Below are 24,505 nucleotides of genomic sequence, written 5' to 3' on the forward strand. Positions count from 1 at the left end.
GTGATCAGAGCAAAGCAGATCCCCTTGACATTCGTTTGGTACCTCACATATTTTGCTAGGTAGCTAGCGAGATTGGAGCGTGTATTGATGGGTCGGGAGCAGAAAGATACGGATCGCGACCTTATCGGAGCCTGGACAAAGCGGTGTTACTTCGCCGGCCGGGCGGTCATGGACTCTGCCCTGCGTCCTTACGATCTCGGGTCCGTGCAGTGGTACGTGCTCTATCAACTCGCAATCGCGGGACCGACCATGCAGCGTGATCTCGTGCGGTTGCTTACGATCGAACGTGCCACAATGACCGGCATCGTTGCGACCCTCGTGCGCAAGGGTCTCGTCGAGCAAGAGCCCGACGGGGTCGATCAGCGCCAGAAGCGTCTACGCATCACCGCTACCGGCGCAAAGCTGTGGGGCGAACTGCCCGATCTCTCTTTCATCCGCTCGGTCGCGTTCGACGGCATCGACGAGGCCGACATCGCAGTCGCGGTCCGGGTTCTTCAGACCGCAACGAAGCGTCTCGAAAACCTGCTACAGAAAGGAACAACGTCATGACAGTCTTGGTAACCGGCGCAACAGGGCTCGTCGGAGCCCGTCTTCTTCCGCGCCTTGTCGATGCGGCTGTGAATTGCCGTGTCCTGATGCGCGACGGGAAGCGGAGGCCCCTCGGCGTCAGCTCGGTAGAAGCGGACCTTCTCGATCCCGCATCCCTCATGCGGGCGGTGGAGGGCGTTTCGGCGATCATCCATCTTGCCGCGGTTTTCCGCACGCCCGACACCGATCTTATCTGGAGAAGCAACCTCGAAGGCACGCGCAACCTCATCGCCGCGGCGAAAGCGGGTGCGCCTGAGGCGCGTTTCATCATGGCAAGCACGTCCAATGTCTATGACGCGGACAGCCCGCACCCTGGCCGCGAGGACGATGCGGCCAACCCGCAACAAGCCTATCCGGCCAGCAAGCTCGCCGCCGAGAACGCGCTGCGCGAAAGCGGTCTGAACTGGTCGATCCAGCGGTTCGGCTTCGTTTATGGCGACAAGGACGGACATCTCGAAGAGTTGCCGCGACTGGTCTCCAGCTTCAAAATGCATCCAGCCCAGAGGATGAGCATGGTTCATCATCGCGATATCGCCACCGCGATGAACCTCGCCCTGACCGGCACGATGGATGGGCGCATCGTCAATATCGCCGATGAGGCGCCGACCTCGATCTACGAGCTCGTCGCCCTGGTCGGCGGAACAATGGAACCGTCCTCAGCGCCGCTGGGCGATCCTTGGCGCCTGCAGATGGATGTCTCGCTCGCTCGCAGTCTTGGTTTTCAACCAATCGTGAGGACCGTTTATCAGGCAATGCAGGAAAACTTGATGTGACGCCCGCCCGTCGGCAGCTGACGGCCGGAGGCATATTCGCGCCACTCACAATGGCATTTCTTCACGGCATATCGGCAAGGCCGCTCCGAGCCGAGCCGGCAAGGAGCGACCTGCTGCAACGCGGTGCCTAGGCTGTTCGCGCCTTGCGGCTGGCGTACTGGCTATACATGCGCTGGTGGTTCAGCGCGTCCTGCTTTGGGGCAACGCCGAACATCCGGGAATATTCGCGGCTGAACTGCGAAGCGCTTTCGTAGCCCACCTTGTAGGCGGCTTCCTCGACGCTCGCAGCGTCCGCGACCATTAGGCGTCGCGACTCAAGGAGGCGCAACTGCTTCTGGAACTGAAGCGGCGTCACCGAGGTGAGCTGCTTGAAGTGCTGGTGAAACGATGACGGGCTCATGCGCGCGACCTCGGCCATTTGCTCCACACGCAGCGTCTGGGCGAAATTGGCGCGCAGAAAATAGATCGCCTTGGCGACCCGCATGAAATTCGATTCCGGAACGGCCAGGCTGCAGAGTTCGGCGCCCTGCGGGCCGGTGAGAAGCCAGTAGCAGATTTCGCGCATGACGGATGGGTAGAGGATCGGTATCGCCTTCGGCGTCTGGGACATGCGGATCAGACGCAGCACACATTCGGACAACGGTTCGTCGACCTTGCCGACGAACACGCATGGACCGGGGGTGGCCGGTGGAACGGGCGGTGTCTCCAACTGCTCCAGCACCTCGCGCAGCATCGTGACGTCGAGATCGATGGTGACGCCGATGTAGGGTGCCTGCGGACTCGCGTCGACGACCCGTCCACTGGCTGGCATTTCCATACTGACGACCAGGCACTCCATGGCGCCGTAGCGAAGCGTGTCCTCGCCGAAGAGAATTTCCTTCGCCCCCTGGACCACGACGCAGAGCGACGGTCGGTAGATCAGCCGCATCGGCATCCGCTGCTGGTAGGAACGGGTGATGTTGACGCTGGCGATCTGCGTCGGAAACAGGCCCTCACCGCCGCCCTGGCTTTCGATGTAAGTGGTGACCCCGCCAAGTAGCGATGATGACACGCGAACCTCCGATTGGTTTCGAGGCCAGCGCAGAACTTGCCCTTCAACCGCCAGCATATCGCGGCTTGTAGGAATAGGCAAGTTTATTGAGGTATCGGGCATTCTGGTCATTTGAGACTTCCTCTAGCTTGGTGATGCCAGTCACAGCCAGGGAAGCGCCAATCATGACAGAAACCGCCGCGTCGTCAATAGATCAGCAAACTGTGCTGCCCAATATAGCGAAGGCGAGCGGCGATGAACACGTCCGTGGGTGGCGTATCCCGGTGCTGCTTACTACGCTGTTTCTAGTCAGCGCAACCTCCCAGATCGACCGGATGCTTCCCTTCGTTCTCGCCGAGTCAATCAAGCAAGACCTCGATCTGAGCGACACCGAAATGGGTTTGCTCACCGGCATCGCCTTTGCGGTCTGCTACACGCTGCTGTCGATGCCGCTCGCCCGCGCCGCTGATCGAGGATCGCCCCGGTTCGTCCTCATTTTGTGCATCCTGCTCTGGAGTGCGATGACATTGCTCGGCGGTCTCGCCATGAGTTTCCTGTGCCTCGCCTTCACCCGCTTCGGCGTCGCGTTCGGCGAGGCCGGCGGGACGCCCACCAGCCACGCGATCATCGCCCGCAAGATCCCGCCCGAGCGCCGCGGGCTGGCGCTCGGCATTTTCTCGATGGGCATTCCGCTCGGCACCATGGTGGGTTTCGCCGTCGGCGGCGCGATCGGCGATACGCTCGGCTGGCGTACAGCCCTGGTAGGCGCAGGCGTCATGGGCGTGCTGATCGGTCTGCTGGCTCTCGTTGTCGTCGGTCCGACCCCGCCGCTCAAGCGCACGCTCGCCAATAGCGAGCCGTTCTTGAAGGCAAGCCTGCGGTTGCTTTCGTCCCCGGCATTCCGTTGGCTGTTCATCGGCTCGATCGCTCTCGGTTTCGCCGCAGCGCCCTTCTACGCGTTCGCCGTTCCCTTTCTCATCCGCACCCACGGCTTCAGCACCAGCGAGGCCGGACTGGCGTTCGGCCTGCTGCAAGGCGCGATGGGGATTTGCGGTACGCTCGTGGGCGGACGCCTCTTCGATCACGCGGTGCGCTCCGGAACCGGCCGGGTCCTCGGTCCGCCCGCTATCCTCTTCATGATCGCAAGCCTGACGACGACGGCGGCATTGTTCGCGCCGGTCGGATGGCTTTCCATCCTCCTCTTCGTCCCCGGCATGCTGTCCTTCGCATTTCTGCTGCCGTGGTGCTTCGGCGCCGCGCATCTGGTGGCCGGCAAGGGCAAGGAGGCGATGGCGACGAGCCTTGCGATGATCGGCTCCGGCCTTTTGGGGCCAGCCCTCGGTCCCCTCATGGTCGGCATGATCAGTGACGCGGCGACAGCGGCGCAAGTTTCCAATGGCCTCGGGCTCGGCCTGCTCATCGTCCCCGTCGCAAGCGTCCTGACCGGCATCGCCATGCTGATCGCAAACCAGCGCATCGCCGCCGCACTCCGGCGCCAGTGACTACCAAACGCGGCCACGGTCGTACCCGCAAGCCGGGCTTTTTTGAGAAAGAGAGGCTTTCCCATGTCTGGATATCCGGCGAACGCTGTCCGCTGTCCCAGCGATCGATTGAAGAGGAACCGCTTATGGAATTCGACCCGGTAGGAGCAATCATGGCGTGGATCGGCGCTTATGGGCTTGTTGGTCTTTTGGCCGTCGCACTGGCGGAACGCTTCGTGCCGGTCATCCCATCCTACGGGCTGCTGCTGGCGGTCGGCATCGGCGCGGCGGACGAGGCCTGGTCGCTGCCGGCCGCCTTCCTGTCAACTGTCGCTGGCGGCATACTCGGCTGCGCAGCCTTGTTCTACGCCCTCCGGGGGCTGGGCGTCGCGCGATCCACGCGCCTCCTCAACAGAGCTGGCAGGCTCTTCGGGATGTCCGTCGATCGCATCGAGCAAGGGACCGTTTCCTTCCGCCGGAACCAGACCACACTGGCCTTCGCGCTGCAGCTCGTGCCGACGGTCAGGCTGTTCGCTCCCGCCTTCGCCGCCCTCCTTCGTGGGAACTCTCGTAGCTTCCTGGCTGCTTCGGCGGCCGGCGTCGCGGTCTGGAATGGCCTGTTCGTCGGTGTTGGCTACTTCGCTTCGCACTCGCTCGAGACAGCGAATACGACAATCCTCGCCCTGACTGCCCTCGGCTGCCTGCTCGGTGCGGAAGCCGCCTTGTTCTGGATCGCTCGGCGGGTTCGCGCCCGTCGTACACCAAGTGCCGCGATATGCGAGACCTGATGACACCTCGCAGCGGCGCGCCATCGGCCAAAGAAACATGTTCGAGGTTATTTCCAATGAAAAAACAGCATATGGCCGAGACGTTCGGCTTTTTCCAGGCGTGGCTCAAGAACCCTCTACGCGTGGCCGCGATCGCACCGTCAGGACGTGCGCTAGCCAGCTTGATCACCTCCGAGACTTCGCACGACACCGGCCCGGTGATCGAACTGGGGCCAGGGACCGGCGCGTTCACGCGCGCACTCATCGCGCGCGGCGTCAGACAAGAAGACCTCGCCCTGATCGAGTTCGGATCCGAGTTCGCCGCCGCGCTCCAGTTCCACTACCCCAGAGCACGCACGCTCTGCATGGATGCCGCTCGCCTGCGGACCGTCGACCTCTTCGATGGGAGGTCGGCCGGTGCCGTGGTCAGCGGGCTGCCCCTGTTGTCGATGCCGCCACGCAAGGTGATCGCGATCCTCATAGGCGCGTTCCGCAAGATGGAGCCGGACGGCGCGCTCTACCAATTCACCTACGGCCCGCGCTGCCCGGTTCCACCCAGATTGCTGGATCATCTGGGGCTCGAAGCGGAGCGGATTGGTGGGGCGTTCGCCAACCTTCCGCCTGCCGCGGTATACCGGATCAGGCGCACGCACCCACCCCTTTCCACGTTGTCCCGCTTCTCATCGCGGCAGCATGTGCTCGTTGAGTAACCGGGTGCCATCTCACGTTGATTGCTTCGCCGCTGAGCGTGCGGATCAGTAAGGGAGTCGAAGTCCCGCCATGAGTAGCGCCACCATCTTCCTCGCATGACTCAGGAGATCATCATGCACGACAAGCCCGTCGCCCTCGTTACCGGCGCCAATCGAGGTATCGGCCTCCAGATCGCCAAGGAGCTGACTGCCAGGGGCCTTACCGTCCTTATAGGGTCGCGCGACTTCGAGCGCGGCCAAGCCGCTGCTATAGAAGTGGGACCGACCGCTGTTGCGCTTCAGCTGGACGTGACCGACAAGACATCGATCGCAGCGGCCGCAGAACGCGTTCGTCGGGAGTTTGGCATCGGAAATGTCATCAGGGATAGGGACACCCATCCAGACCATGTCGGCAATCTGCGAACCGCAGATGGCGGGAAGGCTTTCCCTCGCGCCACAGTTTTCCTGCCAAAGGCGGACTGGGAATTTTTCGTTCGCAACGATCCGGATCTTTCCTATATGCCCGTGCCGGAGGATTTTCGTGTGCGCTTCGGTGCTGCAATCAAGAGCAGCCTCGAACCCGTCACCAAGGATGTCGAATTGTACGAGGCTGGCGCCGAGATCGTGCCGGGCCTAACGACGATCGTTGCACCCGGTAACACGCCCGGCATGGCGACCTTCCTCGTCCATTCCGGAAATGATCAATTGTTGCTGACAGCGGACCTTGCCTATCACCCCGTTGTCAATATCGACAATCCCTGGCTGCCCGGCCCTGATCGCGACAAGGAGACTGCCCTTGCTTCTCGCCGCCGCATCTTCGACATGGCCGCCGCTGATCGCATCCCGGTGCTTGATTTCCACTATCCGTTTCCCGGCCTTGGCCGGATGCTCAAGACCGATGGCGGCTACGCCTGGGTCCCAGCCGGCTGGCAGTTTTGAAACCGACGACAGCCAAACAGGAGAAATTTATGGATCAGTCTAAAATCAATCGCCGCGGTTTTCTCGGAACGGTCGGCGCGGCCGCAACTGGACTGGCATTAGCCGTCCCCGCGACCGTTCATGCTCAGGATACGAATTCAAAGTCGACAGGGTCCGGATCGAACCCGGATGTTCTGACCCGTGCGTTGCCGCGCACCGGTGAAAAGGTCACAGCCCTTGGTCTGGGCACGTTTTTGACCTTCGACAAGATGCCGGGTGATCGTCGCGATGACCTTCGGCAGGTCTTCGATCGATACGTTGCCGCTGGCGGTCGCGTGGTGGACACCTCCCCGCTTTACGGCTCGGCTGAAGTCAGTGTTGGCCAGTTCATGGGGGAACTTCCCGGATCGGACGAACTCTTCTTGCCAACAAGGTGTGGTCGACGGGAGAATATCTCGGCGATGAAAGCCACGCGCAGGAGAGCTTCCGGCAGTCGCGACTGCGCACCTGGCGGGAAACGATCAACCTCATGCAGTGCCACAGCATCACCAATGCGCCTGTCGTCATCCCGCTGATGAAGGCATGGAAACAGGAAGGTCTGATACGCCATGTCGGCGTGACCCATCACGAGTCCGCGGCGCACCATCAACTCACGGTAATCGTAGAACGTGGCGATGTCGACTTTGTGCAAACGAACTATTCGATCTTCAACCGCGACGCCGAGCGACGTTTGCTTCCCGCCGCGGCCGACAAGGGCGTTGGCGTTCTGATCAATCTTCCACTCGAAAAGGCGCGGCTGATGAAAGTGGTGGAAGGACGTGCTCTTCCGGACTTCGCGCAGGAATTCGGCGCAACGACCTGGGCTCAGTTCTTTCTGAAGTGGGTCATGGCTCATCCCGCCGTGACAAGCGTCCTCTGCGGGACGTCAAATCCTGATCATATGAGCGACAATGTTCAGGCGATGACTGGTCCGCTTCCGGACGAGCGCATGCTTGCACGTATGGTCGCGCATATGGAAACGATCCCTGGGTTCGATTCCATCGGAACCATGCCATGGTATCCGGGCAAGGAGAAGATGTACTCCGGCCTTATCCGAGAGGCGCAGGCAAACGCTGCGAAGCGCCTAAAGTAGCGCGAGGTCAACCGCTGCACGCATCAGGCTTTCTAAAGACCGGAGAATATCATGCGCTCGACCCGACGCTCTCTTCTGACAGCATTTCTGTCGCTACCACTCCTTGAGGCTGCCAACAGGAGCGCATTCGCGCAAGTCGCGCCGGAACTGCCCCTTACCCGTGCATGCGACGATGGGGACGATCTCACCCTTGAACGCGAAGCGGGCCCATTCTTCAAGCCGAACACGCCGCTCAATCGAGATCTCTTCCCCGGTTCGCCCGGTGGGGAACGGATAACCGTGGCGGGGTTTGTCGTCGACAATCGCTGCCGACCGCTTCCCGGCAGCCTTGTTGAGATTTGGCATGCGGACGAAAACGGCGAATACGACCAGGATGGGTTTCGATTGCGCGGACACCAGTTTGCCGACGCCCAAGGGCGCTGGTGGTTCCACACGATTATGCCAGCGCTTTATCCTGGCCGAACACGTCATTTCCATTTCAAGGTTCAGCGTCCCGGCGGAAGTGTGTTGACAACCCAGCTTTACTTTCCTGGAGAACCAAGAAACGCCGGAGATAGGATTTTCCACGACTCTCTGCTCCTCGACATGCTGGATACCGGAGATGGCTTTTTTGGGCGCTTCGACTTCGTCGTCTAGATCGATCTGCACCAGCGACTCGAGCGCCATGCACGTCAGGCGACTAGGACTCAAGATCGATCCGTTCAATCGGCCTGTTTGTACTTCGACGCTAAAACGGCGTCCTGAGTTGTGCGGAAGCAAATACGTAAGGAATGTATAACCGGCCCCAGCATCTGAGATGTCAGTTTGCACATCTGACAGACTAGAATGATCGACCTAAGAGCTACCGACTGTGCACTCGCGAAGCTCGTACATTTTGATACAAAATGGGTTTTGCCGGGCATATGTCTGCGACAACTGGACTGTAGCATCCCTATGACAAACCTACCCCGCGCCTCTAGGCGATGAAGCTTGTGTTGTGTGTCCCCGGCTCAATTCGGGACCCAGACACGGAAGGATGAAACAATGACGAACGACCGTGATCCGTATTATGTCCACCGCTGCATTGATGCCGCTGCCCACACCCCAAGGCGGTGGATCGCCGATATCGGCTTGATTTTCGTTCTTTTCGCGGTGGTCAGCTTAGCGACCGCATCTCCAGGTGTCTTTATCGAAGAGCGGCAGCACAAGGACTTGCCGATGGCCGGCAAGATCTTTGACACCTGACGCCACCATCCGCGCTCTCTTCAGACAGATCAGAAAGGACATGACAATGCTACGCGCAACACTTCTCAGCCTTCTCCTCGCTTTTCCACCGATGACGGTTTTCGCGCAGACCGGCCCGGCTAATCAAGTTGTCGGCACCTGGCGTATGGTCGCGGCCCGGATCGATCCGGATGGGAAAAACCTTCCCGCCTACGGCGAAAAGCCCAATGGGTTGCTCGTTTTCACACCGGACATGCGCAGCGATCCTTTGTCAAGGGTTTTGGGATAGACGCTTTCATCGAGCTGGTGACCGGTCACTGAGGGACCGGTCTCAATCTTCACACATTTGTGAGCGGTTTTGATGACCGCTCGACCATCTACCGTACTAATATGAACGGCGTCGCGAATTATAAGCAGTTCCAGCACGTTCAAGGCCAATCCGTCGGGAGACCAATAATGCAACGCAAGCTCGCGGCAATCATGGCCGCCGACATTGTCGGCTACAGTCTTCTGATGGCTGAAAACGAGACTGCCACTTATGCGGAGTTGCGCACTGTCTTCGACGCTCTGATCGACCCCACTGTCAACCGCCATGGTGGACGGACGTTCAAAACGACGGGTGACGGCTTCCTTACGATGTTCCCGAGCGTCAATGAGGCTGTTGATGCGGCGATTGCAATCCAGCAAGGCTTCGACAAAGGGCCTTTCCAGCTGCGCATAGGCATCAACCTCGGCGATGTCATCGAGGACAATGGCGATGTGTATGGCGACGGGGTCAACGTAGCGGCCCGGCTTGAGGCAATGACAGAACCCGGCCACATATTCGTCAGCGGTGCTGTGGTAATGGCGGCCGAGCGCAATCGCGGCGATCTGTTCGCCAAGGTCGGCCGCAGGCGCGCAAAGAACATTCCCGAGCTCCTTAATGTTTACCGCGTGCGGCGCTCGGGCTCTCCATGGGCCGCCTGGCAACGGGTGCCCCAGGTTCTGCGCGGCACGGCAGCGCGCTGGTCCTATGGCGTGGCCGCGGTAACCCTCATTCTCATCGGAACCCAGATTACGCCTCTGCCGCTGGCGGCAATGGTCAGCCGTATCCCGGCGGTGCTTTCTCTTGGCCAGACCCGAACCCGTCCAGACCCAAGACCCTCCGTTGCCGTGATGCCCTTCGCCACCATGAGCGGCAGCGTCGACCAACCTTACTTTGCCGATGGCCTGACGGAGGATGTGACCACCGCTCTCGCGCGGAATTCCGAGCTTCAGGTTATCGCGCGCGACTCGACTTACGCCGTTCGTGGGCAGGATACGGATATACGCAAGCTCGGGGCAAAGCTTGGCGTTGACTATGTTATCGAAGGCAGCGCGCGCCGCGAGGGCGATCAGCTAAGGGTCTCGGCGCAGCTCATTGATGTCGGCAACGGCGCACACTTATGGTCGCGCAGCTATGACAGGAAGGTCGCGGACGTCTTCACCGTCCAGAGCGAACTTACCACCGAAATCGTCGCACAGCTTGCGCCTTATATCGGCAGGAGTGAAGCGGCAGCGGCGGCGCAGCGGCCGACAGACAATCTGCAGGCGTATGATCTTGTCCTGCAGGCCCGCGACCGTTATCGGCACGGCGCGACTGACCAGAACGCCATCCTCGAAGCCCGTGGGCTTTATCAGCGCGCGCTGGAAATGGACCCGGCCTATGCCGCGGCCCGCGCGGGCCTCGCGCTGACCTATATAGCCGAAGTCGCGCAAAGACCGGGCGGTCAGTCGGCCGCGCCCGAACTCGACCTCGGCCTCAGCGAAGCACGCCAGGCCGTGCGCCTTGATCCTAATCTCGGCCTTGGATACCAGGTCATCAGCTTCGGGCTCGCGCTGCAGGCCGACTATTCCGGTGGGCTTCAAGCTGCCCAACGCGCCGTAGACCTGAACCCTAACGATCCCGACAGTATGATGGCCCTTGCCAAGGCGCAGGTTCGATTCGGGGATTATGGAGATGCCGTCGCCAATGCTGAGCGCGCGCGCCGCCTGCATCCCATGGCACCGGAATACTATGCGTACGTGCACGGTCAGGCACTTTATGCTGACGGCCGCCGCAAAGAGGCCGCTACAGTCATTGGCGAATGTCTCGTTAGGGCGCCCCGCGATTCAAACTGCCTTCTCATTCAGGCGGCCCTTCAGGGTGCGAACGGGGATCTGGAGAAAGCGCAGGCGACCCTAACGAGCCTGATCGAAACTCGTCCTACATTTTCCCTGGAAGCGGAAAGAGCCTATCGCCGTTTTGGCGACAAACCGTTAATGGATGAATTTTTGCAAGACCTGGCGCGGGCCAAAGCGCCGGAAACGGCATGAGCAGAGAGATCATTCTGCGGGGCAGACTCGGCAACTGTCGGTAGCGCAACGCATCGACCAGCAACGCGAAAGCTGGCGTGGGCTGCCGGTGGCTGGGATATAGAGATGGTATCCCGAAGAAAGGGGAGACCAGACCGCAAGCTGGCACGAGGCGTGCCCTGACCCCTAGTTGATGACGGCACTGCGGTTTGATACGAATGTCCCCTGAACATATCAGGCCTCCGAAAATCATCGATGGTACATAAGCCCATTCAAGTTATGAAGACAGTCTGCGATAGACCTACAAATGCCAGTCGCAGATTTGTCGCTTAATAGGAGCTTTGCGAAACTCCCCGCAGTTGAATGTCTCTGTCAAGAGTCTCGTGCCACTGTCGGCTTCCTCTTCCGAGGGTCCAGAAAAGCCTAGCAGCAGCCTCGTCGTGTCAGAAGATGAGACGTTCATCCGGGAAAGGGGCATGACGACAACGCCTTTCCTCAGGGCGGCCGCTGAGACTGCGGTATCGCTATCCCACGTTCCCGTGCTGCATGCGGTCAGATTGATACCCTGATCCGGCAGCATGACGGTGAGGTGTTCGCCGGCGCGTTCTATCAGGAGACCCGCGAGCAAATCCCGAGAAGTGCGCAACCGCTCTCTGAGACGGCGCAGATGTGCCGGAAAATAACCCTCATTGAGGAAGTCAGCGACAACACGTTGCCTGCTAACGTTACGGAAATGGTGCTTTATAGCATCGCGACAACAACGGCCCGGGAAATCGACTGGATCACCCGCGGTGTTGGCGTTTTCTTTCCGCAGGCGTCGGAGCGGTTTCGCGAGGGCGCTGCCACAGTGGATTGCCGCGGCAATCTCGTCGAAGCCTATCACTATCTGCTGATGAGTCCGGATCCCGCCGTTCGCGACAAGGCCGCACGTTGCTGGGCTACTGGGAAATGGCCATCGTATCAGTGCATTCAAACCACAAGCCAAATCCTCGCTGGGAGAATGCATCCTTTCGGCTGGGATTTGCCCGTCTCGTCACGCGCTACTGGCGGCACAAGGGCTGGCATGAGGATGATATTCTTGTTCAAAGCGCCGGCCTTCTTTCTGGCACTCCTGGCATCTTGATCCATGGCCGCCTGGACATAGGAGGACCACTGATCACCCCCTGGCGGCTCAACACGAATTGGCCAGGCAGCGAACTTGTGCTTGTCGATGAGGCCGGGCATGATGCGCGCGATCAGGTATGAGTGAGAATATCGTCGCTGCTACCGATTGGTTTGCGCTTCCAGTGTAATCGACTGCCTTCATCGTACAGTGTGAGTTCATGGCGTTTGTACGAAATCGATATCCGTCGATAACTCTTCCTTTGAAAAAGCCGATAACAGCGGGTTACAGCGGGTTTTCCCCATTCTTTGATTGTCGCCTAGAATTCTACAATCAGTTCAAGCGCTGCGAACCGAGCCAAAGTAAGTATGACCCGGACCACTTATTAAGCGGAGCATCTTGCTGTCGTTAAAGGTCCGCGCTTAGGATAGAAGCCTCGCGCGGATGGCGCTACACGCTACGCTTACGTAGACATTCGTCCAGATCTCGCTTGTATTTGATGGATCGTCTGATATGTTCCCTTTTTGTTCCGGATCGATAGTCCGCTCGGGCAAGGATATGCGGTTGCACACTGAACCTGATACTGATTGGAAGAACATCTTTCAGCTGTGGCGCGAAGGTGGAGAGGCTTTGCCGTTCCAGGTCGCCAAGAGCTCCTGGGCAGCCGATGCTGGTCATTTCCTGGTCGTCGAGCGTGTTGAAATCAAGAAGTGGCCGTATGGAGCGGCTGGGGTCAGTATCATTGGAGAGGAGAGCCAGGCGCGAAAGGAGAGAAGATCAATCAGCCCGGAACGTACATGTGGAAAAAGCTCTAATTCGCAGATGTACCTGCAGGAGGACACAAGGAACCGTTAAGGGCTTCATGCGATATATAGAGATAGCTTCTTTACAACCTGAATGAGTATCTGTGGACAGATCCACGTCCAAAACGGCGAAGACGAAATATCTGACACATTGAAAGGTATAGACGCTAAGGTGTCTTGGCACCGATAAGCTGACCGGCGAATAGTTCGAGAATATGACCACTGCCCAACACATCGTAGCTCTGCTGAAAAGCCATGTTGACGGAGACGAAGCTCGCTTCCTTTCCGTTGCGACGCAGCTTGCGGCGCATGAAGCCCGGCAGGGTCATGGCAAGCTTGCTCAAGAGCTCAGAGAACTTATTGACGCAGCGCGTGGCAAGACGTCGACGGTAGCTCGCGTTGGCGCAGGTCCAGTCCCAATTGCACAACCGAAAGGCGAGTTGACGAGATTGCTCGCCGCTCGTTTCTCGGATACACGATTGGGCGACATGATTTTGTCTGACGAGCTTCGCGAACGCTTGGGACGAGTTATCGCAGAACAGCGGCATCAGGAGCGTTTAAGGGCGCACGGTCTAACACCTCGCCGCAAACTGCTTCTTGTCGGCCCGCCCGGATCTGGCAAAACGATGACCGCAGCAGCGCTCGCGCACGAACTGAAGTTGCCGCTTTTTACAGTTCTGTATGACGGCCTCATCGGCAAACTCATGGGAGAGACAGCTTCGCGCTTGAGATTGGTGTTCGATGCCGTCGCCGCGCAACGGGGCGTTTATTTCTTCGACGAGTTCGATGCGATCGGATCGCAGCGGTCCGGGCCAAATGATGTCGGCGAGATTCGTCGTGTGCTGAACTCCTTTCTCCAGTTCATCGAGAACGACCACGGCCCGAGCCTAATCATCGCTGCTACGAACCATCCGGAACTTCTCGATAGGGCGATCTTTCGCCGCTTCGACGACGTCATCACGTACGAGCTACCGGACGAGCGCATCACGCGCGGAATTCTGGAGACACATTTGTCACGCTTCATGCCAAAGAAGATGGATTGGACGGCAATCCTGGATGCAGCCAAGGGGCTCAGTCAGGCTGAGATAGCGCGAGCTGCGGACGAAGCGGCAAAGATCGCGATCTTGAGTGACAAGCCGACGGTCGAGACCTCTCTTCTGCTTGGCGCCCTGTCGGAACGTCACAACACGATGCGATAAGGTGACCACCAGTACATGGCCCGACCGCCTCGCAATCGATCTCACTTTTTCCTGGATGGTCGTGGCCAAGGCGAGGCCTATACCTCCCCACGTACGGTTATTTCCGGTCTTCCCCCTGCCCGAGCAAGAGCACAGCACGCAGCTAAACTCTCTCAATCGTTTGCGACTGCTATTGCTGGCGCGCAGCAGCTCATGGCGGATCGGGAGGCGGGAATTGCCGAAGGCGAACACGGCTTTTATCTACAGTTTGATATTCCCGTCGCAGAGCGCGGCGCAGTGGAGGCTTTGGAAAACAAGCCGGCTGGCATTGAGCTCGTAGCTGTTCCCCAGGTTGCCGATGGGGAGGTGATTGTCACCGCCACGGTCTTCGTCCCTGAGCGCTCCGTCGAATTTTACAGTAAGAAAGTTGACGCTTATCGCGATGAGGAAACGAAAGCAGGGCACCCTAAGAACCAAAACCTGATCGCGCGTATTGAAGACGTTCGTCTCGCTACCGTCCGATCACTCTTTACGGACGCGCCGGATTTCTATCCTCAACCAAATGTCGTCTCATGGTGGGAAGTCTGGATCAGGGACGGAAAACTCGTGTCGTTTCGAACAGTGGCGGGCCGTTTGAATATTCCACTCAAGGATCACGCTATTCGTTTCCCGGAACGGGACGTTGTGCTCGCCCATGGCACAGAGGCTATTATTGCGCGTCTCCTGATCAATTCCGATGCTGTCGCTGAACTACGGCTCGCCAAGGACACGCCATCGACCTTCCTGGAGATGGGTGCCGTCGAGCAGGTCGAGTGGGCAGAAGACCTTGTGGACCGTCTTGTCGCCCCGGACGCGCTGGCGCCGGCGATATGCTTGCTCGACAGCGGAGCAACACGGGAACACCCTTTGATCGCTCCAGCTTTGCCGGTGGCGAACCAGCATGCTTACGACAATAATTGGGGAGTTGGCGACAGCCCGTTCTGGAACGGGCATGGCACTTCAATGTCCGGGGTGGCGCTCTATGGTGACCTCCAACAGGCGCTCGCGCAGCAAGGTGCCGTCGAATTGCCGTACTGGCTTGAAACCGTAAAAATCCTCCCGCCAAATGGCAGCAATGATCCGCTGCTATACGGCGCGATTACCGAGATCGGCATGACCAAAGCCGAGGTAAGCGCGCCCCTTCGAAAGCGGGTCTTTTGTATGGCGGTCACAAGTGAGATTGGGCTCGCACGCGGACGTCCCTCATCCTGGTCGGCTGCCGTTGACCAACTAACCTATGGCGGAGGAACTCTCCACCGTCTAATTGTAATCGCCGCTGGCAATCTGCGCGGTGACATCCATGCAGCGGAGTACCCGGATCGAAATGATTTGGAAGAGGCAGAAAGCCCGGCACAGGCCTGGAACGCTCTCGTCGTTGGAGCCTTTACTGACAAGGTCAACATCATTGATCCAGCGTTTGATGCTTGGGCTGCAGTCGCTCCGGCCGGAGATCTATCACCGGCGAGCAGAACCTCGGGAACGTGGGATCGTCAATGGCCGGTTAGACCGGATGTCGTTTTCGAAGGGGGAAACTTCGCCCACGATGGGGTGAACCCGAGTTCACACGTGGATGACTTGCAACTCCTTACAACACACTACCGGCCAAATATTCGGCTATTCGATACGTTTGGCGATACGAGCGCCGCCGCCGCGCTCGGCGCGAACTTTTGTGCAAACATCATTGCCGCGCGGCCAACACTATGGCTGGAGACAGTACGGGGTCTTGCCATCCATTCTGCCGAGTGGACACCTGCGATGCGAGCCCATTTTGACGGCGCCGCAACGCAAACCATGAAAATGGCAATGCTTCGACGCTACGGCTGGGGCGTGCCTGACCTTACTCGCGCCCTAAAGAGTGCCGCCGATGACGCCACATTGGTGGTAGAGGACGTGCTGCTGCCGTTCAAAAAGGAAAAATCGGTAATCAAAACTCGAAGCATGAACCTGCACGCCTTGCCTTGGCCCCGTGACGAGTTGTTGGAGCTTGGCGCTGCCGACGTCGAACTGCGCGTCACGCTTTCATATTTTATCGAACCGAATCCTGGAGAGCGCGGCTGGACGCGCCGCCATCGTTATTCGTCACACTCCTTGCGATTTGCAGTCAAACGCTCCCTTGAGAGCCTACAGCAGTTCCGAGCGAGGATTAACAAGGCGGCCGAAGCAGAAGAAGAGGGCGCTGTGGGCGCTGCTGCAGGCGGCGACAACTGGTTTCTGGGAATGATACGAGATCGCGGGTCGGTTCATTCCGATATCTGGCGCGGGAGTGCTGCAGCACTTGCTGAACGCGACGCGATTGGCGTCTTTCCAGTTAGCGGATGGTGGAAAGAGAAGCCCGGTTTGCAGCGTTGGGACCGAGCGGCACGCTATGCGCTCGTTGTATCCATCAGGGCGCCGGGCGCAGATATCGACATCTACACCGCAATTGAGAACAAGCTCGAGATCGAGGTTCCGGCCGGATGACGCAAGTTCATCCGCACAAAAATCGTCCGATCATGGAGTGAACCGCGACAAACGTATCCAAATCAGCTCGCGACCGCAGATCAAGGATCTGAGGCTCCGCCGTTCGAACAGACAAAAATGCAATGTCCACGTTCCGCGTTCAAAGCCTCAGATGAGAGATAAATTCCCAGAAGGCCGGATGTCAACTTTAGCCGCGCCGGGATCGAATCCCTCAGTCAACGTACCAACTTACGCACCATTGAGTGAAATTGTCTGGATCCAAGTTGAGCAAGTTCGTGTCCCTTGGTCGCCTTGAAAGGGTACGAACGGACGACCGCCATATCGGGTGCTTACGGATCATCGTCTTATTGTCTCCGAGCCTCACACGGCTTTTGACACTGGAAGATGCCGAGCCAGTTCAGTTCGCCACATCTCTCTTAGAGGGCCTGGGGATCCGCTTTCGGCTCGATGCCCGAGACTGATGTAGTTCGATGGCTGCGGTATATGTAGACGCAGGGCAAGGATCGAACTCGGCGATCGAATGGGAAGAAACGCTCGAAAAGGGAGGGTGATCCGATCTCCAGGGCCACCGTCGCGCACCTTCCGCAAAATATCGGCCGCCTCCATTGAATTAAACTTTGGTGTCTCCCAGAGACCACTGGCGACTGCCGACGCGTAGAAAATGTCGAAGTAGAAGTAGGAGATTTGAAGATCGTCTGCTTTCGCGGCCTCGGCATCAATTAAATGCAGAAGGACGCCTCCCATAGCTCCTTCCCCGCCACCAATGGGCCAACCATCGATGCTCGGCGATAGGTCACGCTCTTGGAGTGGAACGTTTAAGTGCATTGGATGAATCTTCCACATGCTAACGTTTGCATCGTCCAAGGTTGCTTTGTTTTGTAGATAAACCTGATCGTAACCGACGGCCGCGATAAAGTCATACCCTTGGTTATCTATCTCCGGCTCAGTCAGATGCAATTGAATCCCGTGCTGTGCGGCTGTCTGCTTCAGGTCCAACGCTGCCTTCATATGCAGGAGCTTTTCCCGGGCAACAAAGTTATTTGGCTCTTTGAAAAAGGAATACAGGCTCATAGCGGGCGACTCTAGATGTAGTTGAAATTCAATCGTACGGTCAGCCCCTGAGGCCCCGATGGATTAGAGCGTACCGCCCCTTTTCTGCTGGTGTTCATAATCTTAAGCCCCTTCCCTTCGCCCCAGTCTGTTTCGCCAGCAACCTCTTTCAGCCACTGGAACATACGAGGAAAGTGACGATTTTCACCAACGTTGATACGTCCAGTCAAACCTTTAGCATCCCAAAGATGATCTAGAGAACGGCGAAGAAACTGGTCTAACAGAATATCTTCCCCGTCATTCCCACTTTCACGCGCTTGATCAGCGACGGAATAGACCGCGGCTTTAAACTCATTCGGAGTGATATAGTCTATATTCCGAATTCCCGAGGGGTTTGGGGCCAGCAAGCTTTTGAATAACTGGTCCGGGTTGGCCGGGTCAGTTAGATCGTAGCCGCGATCCCTTAGTTCCTCAACGATCTTCTCGAGCCCGCGTTTCTCGACGAGTTTGCTTTTGATCTCGTCTAAGAGACGCTTGAAGCCGGCTTTACCTTGCACTGCGACTTCAATGTGCTCGCCGTAAATCTCCAACCATACGTCCCTCACGGCGTTGACGGCATTCCAGTAAATTTGGCCGCCAAGCTTGGCGCCCCAAGGGGTGTATCCGGATTCGTCGTCTCTCATTACCCAAAGCTCCTAACATTAGCGACGGCGCGCAGTTTTCCAGAATAATTTAGGCGCCCTGCAGTTTTTTAATTGCCGATTCTTCCGATTGCAGTTATTACGAACATCAAGATGTCCTAGCAGTTATCATGGCGCGATTAGAGCATGACCGTAATTCTCACCGCATGCACGATGCGCAAGCGTTTTTCCCCAGATGTATTGCTCAATGCGAGGACAATCACCGCGGGAACGACGCATTCTGTGGGAGAAGATTGGCGCGACCGGGTGCGACGTGCAGAGCCACAAGTTTTGGCATCCGACCTGTACGCCGGAAGAAGTATGGCAGAGGCCAAAGCGGCTGCCCGAGCAATCGGAGCTAAATTGACCATAGCGTCAGCCGGTCTTGGGTTAGTACCGGCAGATATGAAGATTCCAAGCTACAACCTTACTGTCTCCCCTGGTTCAGCAGATTCCATTTTGAGAAAGCTTCCGCCCGGAGCCAATGCCTACGATTGGTGGATGGAGGTATTCTCCAGTCGCCAGGCCGAGGCGGTCTCCACGGTGCTGCAAGGTAACTCTCAAGCCTTACTGTTGGTGTCGCTCCCACATTCGTACCTTCGCATGCTAACGCCGCTTCTCATCTCCCTATCAACCGCAAATGCAGGGCGATTGCGGATCATGACGGCCTCGACCAAAGTGGATCTCGCCCCTGCCTTGAAACCTTTCCTGCTTCCATACGACGAGCGTTTGGACGGCCCCGACAGCCCCATCCCAGGAACCATCGGCGACTATGCGCCGCGCGCGCTGAGGCACTTCGTATCCAACGTTCTGCTCGATAATCCGCAAGGAAACATAGCTGATCATGCTGCGTCAGTCCGCTCCAGGCAACTAGAATGGCGGATCCCCGAGCGAAAAACAGGCAAGCGTGTAGGTGATCAAGAAGTATTAAAATTGCTGCGCGACAATTGGGCCATGGCTAACGGCAGTTCTACGAAACTGTTGCGGGTGTTCCGAGACGAAATGAATATCGCCTGCGAGCAAGGCCGCTTCGCTCGTCTGGCCGCAATTGTGCGGAATGAGGTAGCAACCCGATGAGCACACAAGATCATATCGCGGTGCGGGCGGTCAAAACCCAGCAGGGCGTCGAAACCGATGTGTACGCGTTTTTTCTTCCAGGATCCGAAGTGATGAAAATCGCTGGAATCAGTCGGATTCAACGCGACGACAATGAACTAAAAGGGTTCCAGCGGCAGGAAATCCGCAGCCACGTCAATTCCATCGTCGAATTTCTGGATAGTGGCCCTGTTCTCTTTCCAAATGCGATCATTCTTGCCCTCTCAAAAGACGTGACGTTTACAGCGGCGCGAGGCTCCAAGCCTTCTGAAGCAGTGGAAATCGTAACCTCTGGCACCTTGCGCATTCCGGTTCCAGCAACCGGCGATAAGGCTGCGTGGATCGTAGATGGCCAGCAGCGATCGCTCGCGCTTTCGCGGACGCAAAACAAAGATATACCTGTCCCGGTCATTGCTTTTGTTTCCCATGATATCGAGGTTCAGCGTCAGCAATTCATTTTGGTGAATAAGGTGAAAGCACTGGATACGCGTCTGATTGATGAACTGCTTCCCGAAGTCAGCACGCTTTTGCCGAAGGATTTGGCTGAAAACAAATTGCCTAGCGAACTTTGCAATTTGCTCAACACACACAAGGATTCTCCCTTCTACAGACTGATAAAAAGAAAGTCTGACAAGAAAACCTCGAACGCGGTGATTATAGACTCTGCCCTTATCGCCGCGATCAAAGCAAATCTGAAACTGCATACCAGTGCGCTCAGCCAATATGTGAATTCAGATGGCACGTCTGACGCCGACGAGATGTTCAGCATGTTGGTGAAGTACTGGACCGCGGTGAAAGATACCTTCCCTGAGGCTTGGGGAAAGGGACCGGAAAAAAGCAGGCTGATGCATATGGCCGGCATCCGGTCGATGGGCGCGCTCATGGATCCCGTCATGTTGCGTGCCGAAAGCAGCACAGATGTCGAGGGAGACATTCGGCAATCTCTCGGTCGTTTGAAGCAGTATTGCTGCTGGACCGCAGGCAAGTGGGACGATCTCGGCTGGAAGTGGAATGACCTTCAAGGTACGTCGCAACACATCGACAGGCTATCGCAGTATCTCATTCAACTTGATCGCAAGCTTTCGAAGGCATCACGATGAAGTTCATTTTTGCCGATAGCCTTGACCATGTCGATCCTGGATACGATTTCCTCCGCGACCGGTATTCTGAAAACCGCCAGCCCTATTGGGATGACGTCTATCCTCATGAGATCATGGGTTATGCGCCTTACGATGGCATGCTTGTTTCGCGCGGGATTGTCGGGGGCACAGCAGTTGGCGGCAAATACACAGAGGCTCAGGCCATGCGCTTTCGTCGCGACGGCGCCCGGAGTTTCCTTCGTCTGGATAAGCCCCCGTTCAGCCAACTTCCTATTTTTGGAGATTGCGGAGCGTTCACGTATCACAAGGAAGAGCGACCGCCGTACACGCCGGAAGATACCGCCGAGTTCTACGATGACGGCCGTTTCACCCATGGCTGCTCCGTCGACCATATCATTTTCGACTTCGACGAAGACCTGGCGGGTTTTGAGGGTGGAACCGAAGACGCCCGCCGCCGGTTCGATATCACTCTCGAAAACGCCGCCGAGTTCAAAGTCTCGACCCGCCACATGTCTGGCCGGTTCACGCCACTTGGGGTTATCCAGGGATGGTCGCCGGGAAGCATGGCGGAGGCCGCCCGCCGCCTCGTCGCTATGGGCTACGACTATCTCGCTCTCGGGGGCACCGTTCCTCTCAAAGCCTCGCAGATCAAAGCCTGCCTTCGGGAAATCAGAGAGGCAATACCGCAAAGCACGAGGATCCACGTCCTTGGATTTGCGAAGGCGGACGAAATTGAAACTTTCGAACCTTTCAACATCACGAGTTTCGACACAACGTCGCCGCTTATTCGTGCTTTCAAAGATGCGAAGGCGAATTATTACCTGCCGAATTCTGCGGGAAAACTAAACTATTACACGGCAATTCGGGTCCCTCAGGCGCTGGAAAATCCGAAGCTTCAACGCCTTGCGAAGCGCGGCGCATTGAACCAGGAAGAATTGGTCAAGATGGAACGTAGCGCCTTAGATGCGCTGCGAGCTTATGACCGCAATGAAGCACCGATCGACGACACCCTTGAGGCTGTTCTAACCTACGCTACGCCAGCATTGATGGGCGCCCCACTTGCCGATTTGCCGGGAACGCGGGCTGTCGACGAACTGCGGGCGCGTTATAGGCGAACGCTGGAAGATCGGCCCTGGAAGGCATGTTCCTGCCCGATCTGCAAAGCCCTTTCGATCGAGGTCCTGATTTTCAGGGCGAGTAACCGCAACAAGCGACGCGGAATTCATAACCTGGGCGTCTACAAATCGCTCGTAAACAAACTCCCATCTAGAAGTGAATTACATGACGAAGCTGACATTCCAGGCGATACAAGCAAAGCAAAGCCAGACCCACACGGTTCTATCGTTTGCAGTCCTTGCATCTGAACTTCAGCAGTTTGCCACCATCCAGCGTGTTGCTCGCAACGAAGCCGGAGCACTGAGTGGTTTTCAGCGGCCTCAGATTGCTGGTCACATCAGGGAAATCCGGGACTATCTCGAAAAGCCGGAAGCCATCCTTCCCAATCCTATCGTGGTTGCATTTACCGACCGCGTCGAGGTTGGACCTGTCGATGCTGACGGACGATGTGCGGTGACGATTGACCTTAAACTAGGCGCGCCCGGGCTCGTCGTCGATGGACAACAACGCCTGACAGCACTCTCCCAAGTCCACGACAAGGATTTCCAGATCTTCGTCTCGGCCGTGATCTGTGCGGATGAAGCCGAATTGCGCCGACAGTTTGTCCTCATTAACAACACACGACCATTGCCCAAATCTCTGATCTACGAACTGTTGCCCACTGTTCGGGGTTTGCCGCGCAGGCTTGGCGATCGCTCTCTTGCTGCGGAATTGGCTGCAAAGCTCAATTATGACCAGCATTCATCGCTGAAGGGGTATATCTACCAGCACACCAACCCGACGGGTATTATCCGCGACACCGCCATTCAACGCGTGATCATCAACTCGGTCAGCGATGGCATCATGCGCGAGATGGTCAAAGAGCCAAATGGCATAGAATTGTGCTTTGATCTGGTGAGTGAATTCTATCGGGCCGTTCAGTACGTATTTCGGGAAGAGTGGCGCGATCACACTCCAAAAACGTCACGCTTGGTCCATGGCGCAGGCATCATGGCCTTGGGATACGTTATGGAAATCCTGGCGCTCCTCGATGGGGCTAGGTCATGGCAAGATTTCGCCAGAGGCTTGGCGTGCCTCGTCGGCCGTACCGCATGGACATCCGGACAGTGGGACTTTGGCAATGGCGACCAGCGGCATTGGAAATCGGTGCAAAACGTCAATCGTGACATTGTCAGTCTGGCACAATACCTGAATACAATTGTAAGAAATGACGTCAAAGCGCGTCGGGCGGCTGCGGCCGAAGCACTTGACCTGGAAGTGTCGGTACTAAGCGCGAGGGCTCAATGACCTATGCGGTAAAAGAGCTTTTCAAAACATTGCAAGGAGAAGGCGCGCAGGCCGGCCGCGCGGCAGTTTTCTGCCGCTTCGCCGGCTGCAATTTGTGGTCCGGCCGCGAGCAGGACCGCCACAGTGCGGTTTGTAAGTTTTGCGATACGGATTTCATTGGGATAGATGGTGAAGGCGGCGGGAAGTTTCGCGACGCCAGCGAGCTTGCTTCGGCGATCGCTCGGACATGGGGGAGCGCTGAGAGCAGGCGCTATGTCGTCTTCACCGGCGGCGAACCGCTGCTGCAGATTGATGATGCGCTGATTGTGGCGGTCCACGAACACGGTTTCGAGATCGCAATCGAGACCAACGGGACGATCGAACCGCCGGAGGGCATCGATTGGATCTGCGTCAGTCCGAAGGCCGGCGCGCCATTCAATCTCAAATTCGGCAGCGAACTGAAGCTCGTTTATCCGCAGGCGCAGTTGCTACCTGACGATCTCCCCGATGTTTCCTTCGAGCACTACTTCTTGCAGCCGATGGACGGACCGGAGCAGATCGAGAATATTGCGGCCGTGACGGCATTTTGTCTTGAAAACCCCCGCTGGCGGCTCAGCCTGCAGACACACAAAATGATCGGGATCCCATGAAAATCACACAAGCATTTACATTCGAGGCGGCCCACAGACTTCCGAATGTACCCACAACGCACAAATGCCACCGCATGCACGGACATTCTTATCGGGTCGAGTTGCAACTCAAAGGCGTCGTCGGTCCACGAACTGGATTTGTGATCGACTTCTTTGATGTGGAGAAAGTTTTCGGGCCGGTTCTCGAAGGCCTTGATCATCATACACTCAACGATATCGACGGTCTCGAAAACCCGACTGCAGAAAATATCGCTGTCTGGATTTGGCAGAAGGTCAAGCCGCTACTCGACGAGTTGAATTCCGTGAAGGTATTCGAAACGCCATCCTGCTGGGCGGAATTTGAAGGCAATTAAAAGGAACTGGGCGATGTCGACAACTGCACTTGTGTTGTTTTCGGGCGGCCAAGATTCAACGACCTGCTTGGCCTGGGCACTCGATCGCTTTGAACGCGTGGAAACCGTCGGTTTCGATTATGGTCAGCGCCATCGGATCGAGCTCGCGTGCCGGGATACGTTGCGCGCTGAATTGAGCGCGCTCAATCCTGTATGGGCAGATCGCCTTGGAGATGATCACACGATATCGCTTGCGGCGCTCGGTGAGATCTCGGATACCGCGCTGACCAGCGGCATGCAGATCGAGATGTCCGAATCCGGACTTCCAAACACGTTCGTGCCGGGCCGAAACTTGATATTTCTGACCTTTGCGGCGGCCCTGGCCTATCGGCGAGGCCTGAAGCATATCGTTGGGGGAATGTGCGAGACGGATTATTCCGGTTATCCCGACTGCCGTGACGATACGATCAAAGCCTTGCAGGTGGCGCTCAACATCGGAATGGAAAAGCGTTTCGTCCTCGACACGCCGTTGATGTGGATCGACAAAGCGCAAACCTGGCAACTGGCCAAGGATTTGGGTGGCCGGGCCCTGGTGGATATCATCGTGAAGGATAGCCACACCTGCTATCTCGGCGAGCGTGGCGAGTTTCATGATTGGGGTTATGGCTGTGGCACCTGCCCGGCCTGTGATCTGCGGGCAAAAGGCCACGAAAAATTCGTCGCCGAAGAAGAGTGACAAG

General features: G+C 57.5%; 22 protein-coding genes and 3 pseudogenes. 21 read left to right on the forward strand and 4 right to left on the reverse strand.

Annotated features, from left to right (window positions below; all coding sequences use genetic code 11):
* The first annotated feature begins 87 nt into the window (after nucleotides 1-87).
* Nucleotides 88-549: a MarR family winged helix-turn-helix transcriptional regulator gene (locus CU100_RS18015; RefSeq protein WP_106717916.1), complete on the forward strand. Its 462-nt coding sequence runs from the start codon at nucleotides 88-90 to the stop codon at nucleotides 547-549.
* Complete coding sequence (locus CU100_RS18020) at nucleotides 546-1,361, forward strand: NAD-dependent epimerase/dehydratase family protein (RefSeq protein ID WP_106717917.1); 816 nt, start codon at nucleotides 546-548, stop codon at nucleotides 1,359-1,361. The genes CU100_RS18015 and CU100_RS18020 overlap by 4 nt, the downstream gene beginning before the upstream one ends.
* Nucleotides 1,362-1,488: 127 nt before the next feature.
* Here the strand turns inward: CU100_RS18020 and CU100_RS18025 are convergent, their stop codons facing one another.
* Nucleotides 1,489-2,412: an AraC family transcriptional regulator gene (locus CU100_RS18025; RefSeq protein ID WP_183635554.1), complete on the reverse strand. Its 924-nt coding sequence runs from the start codon at nucleotides 2,410-2,412 to the stop codon at nucleotides 1,489-1,491.
* 164 nt (nucleotides 2,413-2,576) lie between these two features.
* Between CU100_RS18025 and CU100_RS18030 the strand changes: the two genes are divergently transcribed.
* The 9 genes and pseudogenes from CU100_RS18030 to CU100_RS18070 all read left to right on the forward strand — a co-directional run bounded on the left by CU100_RS18030 (nucleotide 2,577) and on the right by CU100_RS18070 (nucleotide 10,915).
* On the forward strand, nucleotides 2,577-3,893 hold the full coding sequence (locus CU100_RS18030) for an MFS transporter (RefSeq protein WP_106717918.1): 1,317 nt from the start codon (nucleotides 2,577-2,579) through the stop codon (nucleotides 3,891-3,893).
* Nucleotides 3,894-4,018: 125 nt separating this feature from the next.
* Complete coding sequence (locus tag CU100_RS18035) at nucleotides 4,019-4,660, forward strand: DedA family protein (RefSeq protein WP_146141868.1); 642 nt, start codon at nucleotides 4,019-4,021, stop codon at nucleotides 4,658-4,660.
* Nucleotides 4,661-4,716: 56 nt separating this feature from the next.
* Nucleotides 4,717-5,349, forward strand: a complete 633-nt coding sequence (locus tag CU100_RS18040) for a class I SAM-dependent methyltransferase (RefSeq protein WP_407070339.1) — start codon at nucleotides 4,717-4,719, stop codon at nucleotides 5,347-5,349.
* A gap of 141 nt (nucleotides 5,350-5,490) precedes the next feature.
* Nucleotides 5,491-6,267: pseudogene (locus CU100_RS18045) on the forward strand (SDR family NAD(P)-dependent oxidoreductase); the annotation flags it as partial.
* A 29-nt stretch (nucleotides 6,268-6,296) separates the two neighbouring features.
* Nucleotides 6,297-7,378, forward strand: a pseudogene (locus CU100_RS18050) (aldo/keto reductase).
* Between the two features lie 51 nt (nucleotides 7,379-7,429).
* Nucleotides 7,430-8,014 carry a dioxygenase family protein gene (locus CU100_RS18055; protein WP_106717922.1) on the forward strand — a complete coding sequence of 195 codons (585 nt, stop codon included), beginning with the start codon at nucleotides 7,430-7,432 and terminating at the stop codon, nucleotides 8,012-8,014.
* A gap of 387 nt (nucleotides 8,015-8,401) precedes the next feature.
* Nucleotides 8,402-8,602: a hypothetical protein gene (locus CU100_RS18060; protein ID WP_106717923.1), complete on the forward strand. Its 201-nt coding sequence runs from the start codon at nucleotides 8,402-8,404 to the stop codon at nucleotides 8,600-8,602.
* A 46-nt stretch (nucleotides 8,603-8,648) separates the two neighbouring features.
* A complete protein-coding gene (locus CU100_RS18065; protein ID WP_146141869.1) occupies nucleotides 8,649-8,870 on the forward strand; it encodes a lipocalin-like domain-containing protein in 222 nt (73 codons plus the stop codon).
* A 167-nt stretch (nucleotides 8,871-9,037) separates the two neighbouring features.
* Nucleotides 9,038-10,915 (forward strand): adenylate/guanylate cyclase domain-containing protein, encoded by a 1,878-nt coding sequence (locus CU100_RS18070; protein ID WP_106717924.1) that lies wholly within the window; start codon nucleotides 9,038-9,040, stop codon nucleotides 10,913-10,915.
* A gap of 37 nt (nucleotides 10,916-10,952) precedes the next feature.
* On the opposite strand, the pseudogene CU100_RS27745 reads toward CU100_RS18070, so the two are convergent.
* A pseudogene (locus tag CU100_RS27745) lies at nucleotides 10,953-11,041 on the reverse strand (LysR family transcriptional regulator); the annotation flags it as partial.
* A gap of 801 nt (nucleotides 11,042-11,842) precedes the next feature.
* Between CU100_RS27745 and CU100_RS26625 the strand changes: the two are divergent.
* From CU100_RS26625 to CU100_RS18095, 3 genes are all read left to right on the forward strand, one after another.
* Nucleotides 11,843-12,139, forward strand: coding sequence for an alpha/beta hydrolase family protein (locus tag CU100_RS26625; protein WP_146141870.1), 297 nt, complete (start codon nucleotides 11,843-11,845; stop codon nucleotides 12,137-12,139).
* An 875-nt stretch (nucleotides 12,140-13,014) separates the two neighbouring features.
* Nucleotides 13,015-13,998 (forward strand): AAA family ATPase, encoded by a 984-nt coding sequence (locus CU100_RS18090; RefSeq protein WP_106717928.1) that lies wholly within the window; start codon nucleotides 13,015-13,017, stop codon nucleotides 13,996-13,998.
* A 15-nt stretch (nucleotides 13,999-14,013) separates the two neighbouring features.
* Nucleotides 14,014-16,476, forward strand: coding sequence for a S8 family peptidase (locus CU100_RS18095; RefSeq protein WP_106717929.1), 2,463 nt, complete (start codon nucleotides 14,014-14,016; stop codon nucleotides 16,474-16,476).
* Between the two features lie 360 nt (nucleotides 16,477-16,836).
* Here the strand turns inward: CU100_RS18095 and CU100_RS18100 are convergent, their stop codons facing one another.
* Together CU100_RS18100 and CU100_RS18105 are read right to left on the reverse strand one after the other, a co-directional pair.
* A complete protein-coding gene (locus tag CU100_RS18100; RefSeq protein WP_146141871.1) occupies nucleotides 16,837-17,547 on the reverse strand; it encodes a hypothetical protein in 711 nt (236 codons plus the stop codon).
* Between the two features lie 11 nt (nucleotides 17,548-17,558).
* A complete protein-coding gene (locus CU100_RS18105; protein WP_106717931.1) occupies nucleotides 17,559-18,209 on the reverse strand; it encodes a hypothetical protein in 651 nt (216 codons plus the stop codon).
* 144 nt (nucleotides 18,210-18,353) lie between these two features.
* On the opposite strand from CU100_RS18105, the gene CU100_RS18110 reads away from it, so the two are divergent.
* Genes CU100_RS18110 through queC form a run of 7 tightly spaced genes read left to right on the forward strand, consistent with a single transcriptional unit; the run spans nucleotide 18,354 to nucleotide 24,501 of the window.
* Nucleotides 18,354-19,283 (forward strand): hypothetical protein, encoded by a 930-nt coding sequence (locus CU100_RS18110; protein WP_146141872.1) that lies wholly within the window; start codon nucleotides 18,354-18,356, stop codon nucleotides 19,281-19,283.
* Nucleotides 19,280-20,401, forward strand: a complete 1,122-nt coding sequence (dbpB, locus tag CU100_RS18115) for a DGQHR domain-containing protein DpdB (RefSeq protein ID WP_106717933.1) — start codon at nucleotides 19,280-19,282, stop codon at nucleotides 20,399-20,401. The genes CU100_RS18110 and dbpB (CU100_RS18115) overlap by 4 nt, the downstream gene beginning before the upstream one ends.
* Nucleotides 20,398-21,765: a tRNA-guanine transglycosylase DpdA gene (gene dpdA / locus CU100_RS18120; RefSeq protein ID WP_106717934.1), complete on the forward strand. Its 1,368-nt coding sequence runs from the start codon at nucleotides 20,398-20,400 to the stop codon at nucleotides 21,763-21,765. Before dbpB (CU100_RS18115) ends, dpdA begins: the two co-directional genes overlap by 4 nt.
* Complete coding sequence (gene dbpB / locus CU100_RS18125; RefSeq protein ID WP_106717935.1) at nucleotides 21,683-22,804, forward strand: DGQHR domain-containing protein DpdB; 1,122 nt, start codon at nucleotides 21,683-21,685, stop codon at nucleotides 22,802-22,804. Before dpdA ends, dbpB (CU100_RS18125) begins: the two co-directional genes overlap by 83 nt.
* A complete protein-coding gene (gene queE, locus CU100_RS18130; RefSeq protein ID WP_106717936.1) occupies nucleotides 22,801-23,433 on the forward strand; it encodes a 7-carboxy-7-deazaguanine synthase in 633 nt (210 codons plus the stop codon). The genes dbpB (CU100_RS18125) and queE overlap by 4 nt, the downstream gene beginning before the upstream one ends.
* A complete protein-coding gene (queD, locus tag CU100_RS18135; RefSeq protein WP_106717937.1) occupies nucleotides 23,430-23,786 on the forward strand; it encodes a 6-carboxytetrahydropterin synthase QueD in 357 nt (118 codons plus the stop codon). The genes queE and queD overlap by 4 nt, the downstream gene beginning before the upstream one ends.
* A 13-nt stretch (nucleotides 23,787-23,799) precedes the next feature.
* Nucleotides 23,800-24,501 (forward strand): 7-cyano-7-deazaguanine synthase QueC, encoded by a 702-nt coding sequence (gene queC, locus CU100_RS18140; RefSeq protein WP_106717938.1) that lies wholly within the window; start codon nucleotides 23,800-23,802, stop codon nucleotides 24,499-24,501.
* Nucleotides 24,502-24,505 lie beyond the last annotated feature (4 nt).

It is taken from the genome of Phyllobacterium endophyticum (genome assembly GCF_003010935.1).
Classification (GTDB): domain Bacteria; phylum Pseudomonadota; class Alphaproteobacteria; order Rhizobiales; family Rhizobiaceae; genus Phyllobacterium; species Phyllobacterium endophyticum.

Excerpts from the sequence above, each read along its gene's own strand:
- CU100_RS18035 (WP_146141868.1), top strand. The coding sequence starts at position 4,019 with ATGGAATTCGACCCGGTAGGAGCAATCATGGCGTGGATCGGCGCTTAT.
- CU100_RS26625 (WP_146141870.1), top strand. The coding sequence starts at position 11,843 with ATGGCCATCGTATCAGTGCATTCAAACCACAAGCCAAATCCTCGCTGG.
- CU100_RS18100 (WP_146141871.1), bottom strand. The coding sequence starts at position 17,547 with ATGAGCCTGTATTCCTTTTTCAAAGAGCCAAATAACTTTGTTGCCCGG.
- CU100_RS18105 (WP_106717931.1), bottom strand. The coding sequence starts at position 18,209 with ATGAGAGACGACGAATCCGGATACACCCCTTGGGGCGCCAAGCTTGGC.
- CU100_RS18040 (WP_407070339.1), top strand. The coding sequence starts at position 4,717 with ATGAAAAAACAGCATATGGCCGAGACGTTCGGCTTTTTCCAGGCGTGG.
- dbpB (WP_106717935.1), top strand. The coding sequence starts at position 21,683 with ATGACGAAGCTGACATTCCAGGCGATACAAGCAAAGCAAAGCCAGACC.
- CU100_RS18070 (WP_106717924.1), top strand. The coding sequence starts at position 9,038 with ATGCAACGCAAGCTCGCGGCAATCATGGCCGCCGACATTGTCGGCTAC.
- CU100_RS18055 (WP_106717922.1), top strand. The coding sequence starts at position 7,430 with ATGCGCTCGACCCGACGCTCTCTTCTGACAGCATTTCTGTCGCTACCA.
- CU100_RS18020 (WP_106717917.1), top strand. The coding sequence starts at position 546 with ATGACAGTCTTGGTAACCGGCGCAACAGGGCTCGTCGGAGCCCGTCTT.
- queE (WP_106717936.1), top strand. The coding sequence starts at position 22,801 with ATGACCTATGCGGTAAAAGAGCTTTTCAAAACATTGCAAGGAGAAGGC.
- dbpB (WP_106717933.1), top strand. The coding sequence starts at position 19,280 with ATGAGCACACAAGATCATATCGCGGTGCGGGCGGTCAAAACCCAGCAG.
- CU100_RS18110 (WP_146141872.1), top strand. The coding sequence starts at position 18,354 with ATGACCGTAATTCTCACCGCATGCACGATGCGCAAGCGTTTTTCCCCA.
- dpdA (WP_106717934.1), top strand. The coding sequence starts at position 20,398 with ATGAAGTTCATTTTTGCCGATAGCCTTGACCATGTCGATCCTGGATAC.
- queD (WP_106717937.1), top strand. The coding sequence starts at position 23,430 with ATGAAAATCACACAAGCATTTACATTCGAGGCGGCCCACAGACTTCCG.
- CU100_RS18030 (WP_106717918.1), top strand. The coding sequence starts at position 2,577 with ATGACAGAAACCGCCGCGTCGTCAATAGATCAGCAAACTGTGCTGCCC.
- CU100_RS18095 (WP_106717929.1), top strand. The coding sequence starts at position 14,014 with ATGGCCCGACCGCCTCGCAATCGATCTCACTTTTTCCTGGATGGTCGT.
- CU100_RS18090 (WP_106717928.1), top strand. The coding sequence starts at position 13,015 with ATGACCACTGCCCAACACATCGTAGCTCTGCTGAAAAGCCATGTTGAC.
- CU100_RS18015 (WP_106717916.1), top strand. The coding sequence starts at position 88 with ATGGGTCGGGAGCAGAAAGATACGGATCGCGACCTTATCGGAGCCTGG.
- queC (WP_106717938.1), top strand. The coding sequence starts at position 23,800 with ATGTCGACAACTGCACTTGTGTTGTTTTCGGGCGGCCAAGATTCAACG.
- CU100_RS18060 (WP_106717923.1), top strand. The coding sequence starts at position 8,402 with ATGACGAACGACCGTGATCCGTATTATGTCCACCGCTGCATTGATGCC.
- CU100_RS18065 (WP_146141869.1), top strand. The coding sequence starts at position 8,649 with ATGCTACGCGCAACACTTCTCAGCCTTCTCCTCGCTTTTCCACCGATG.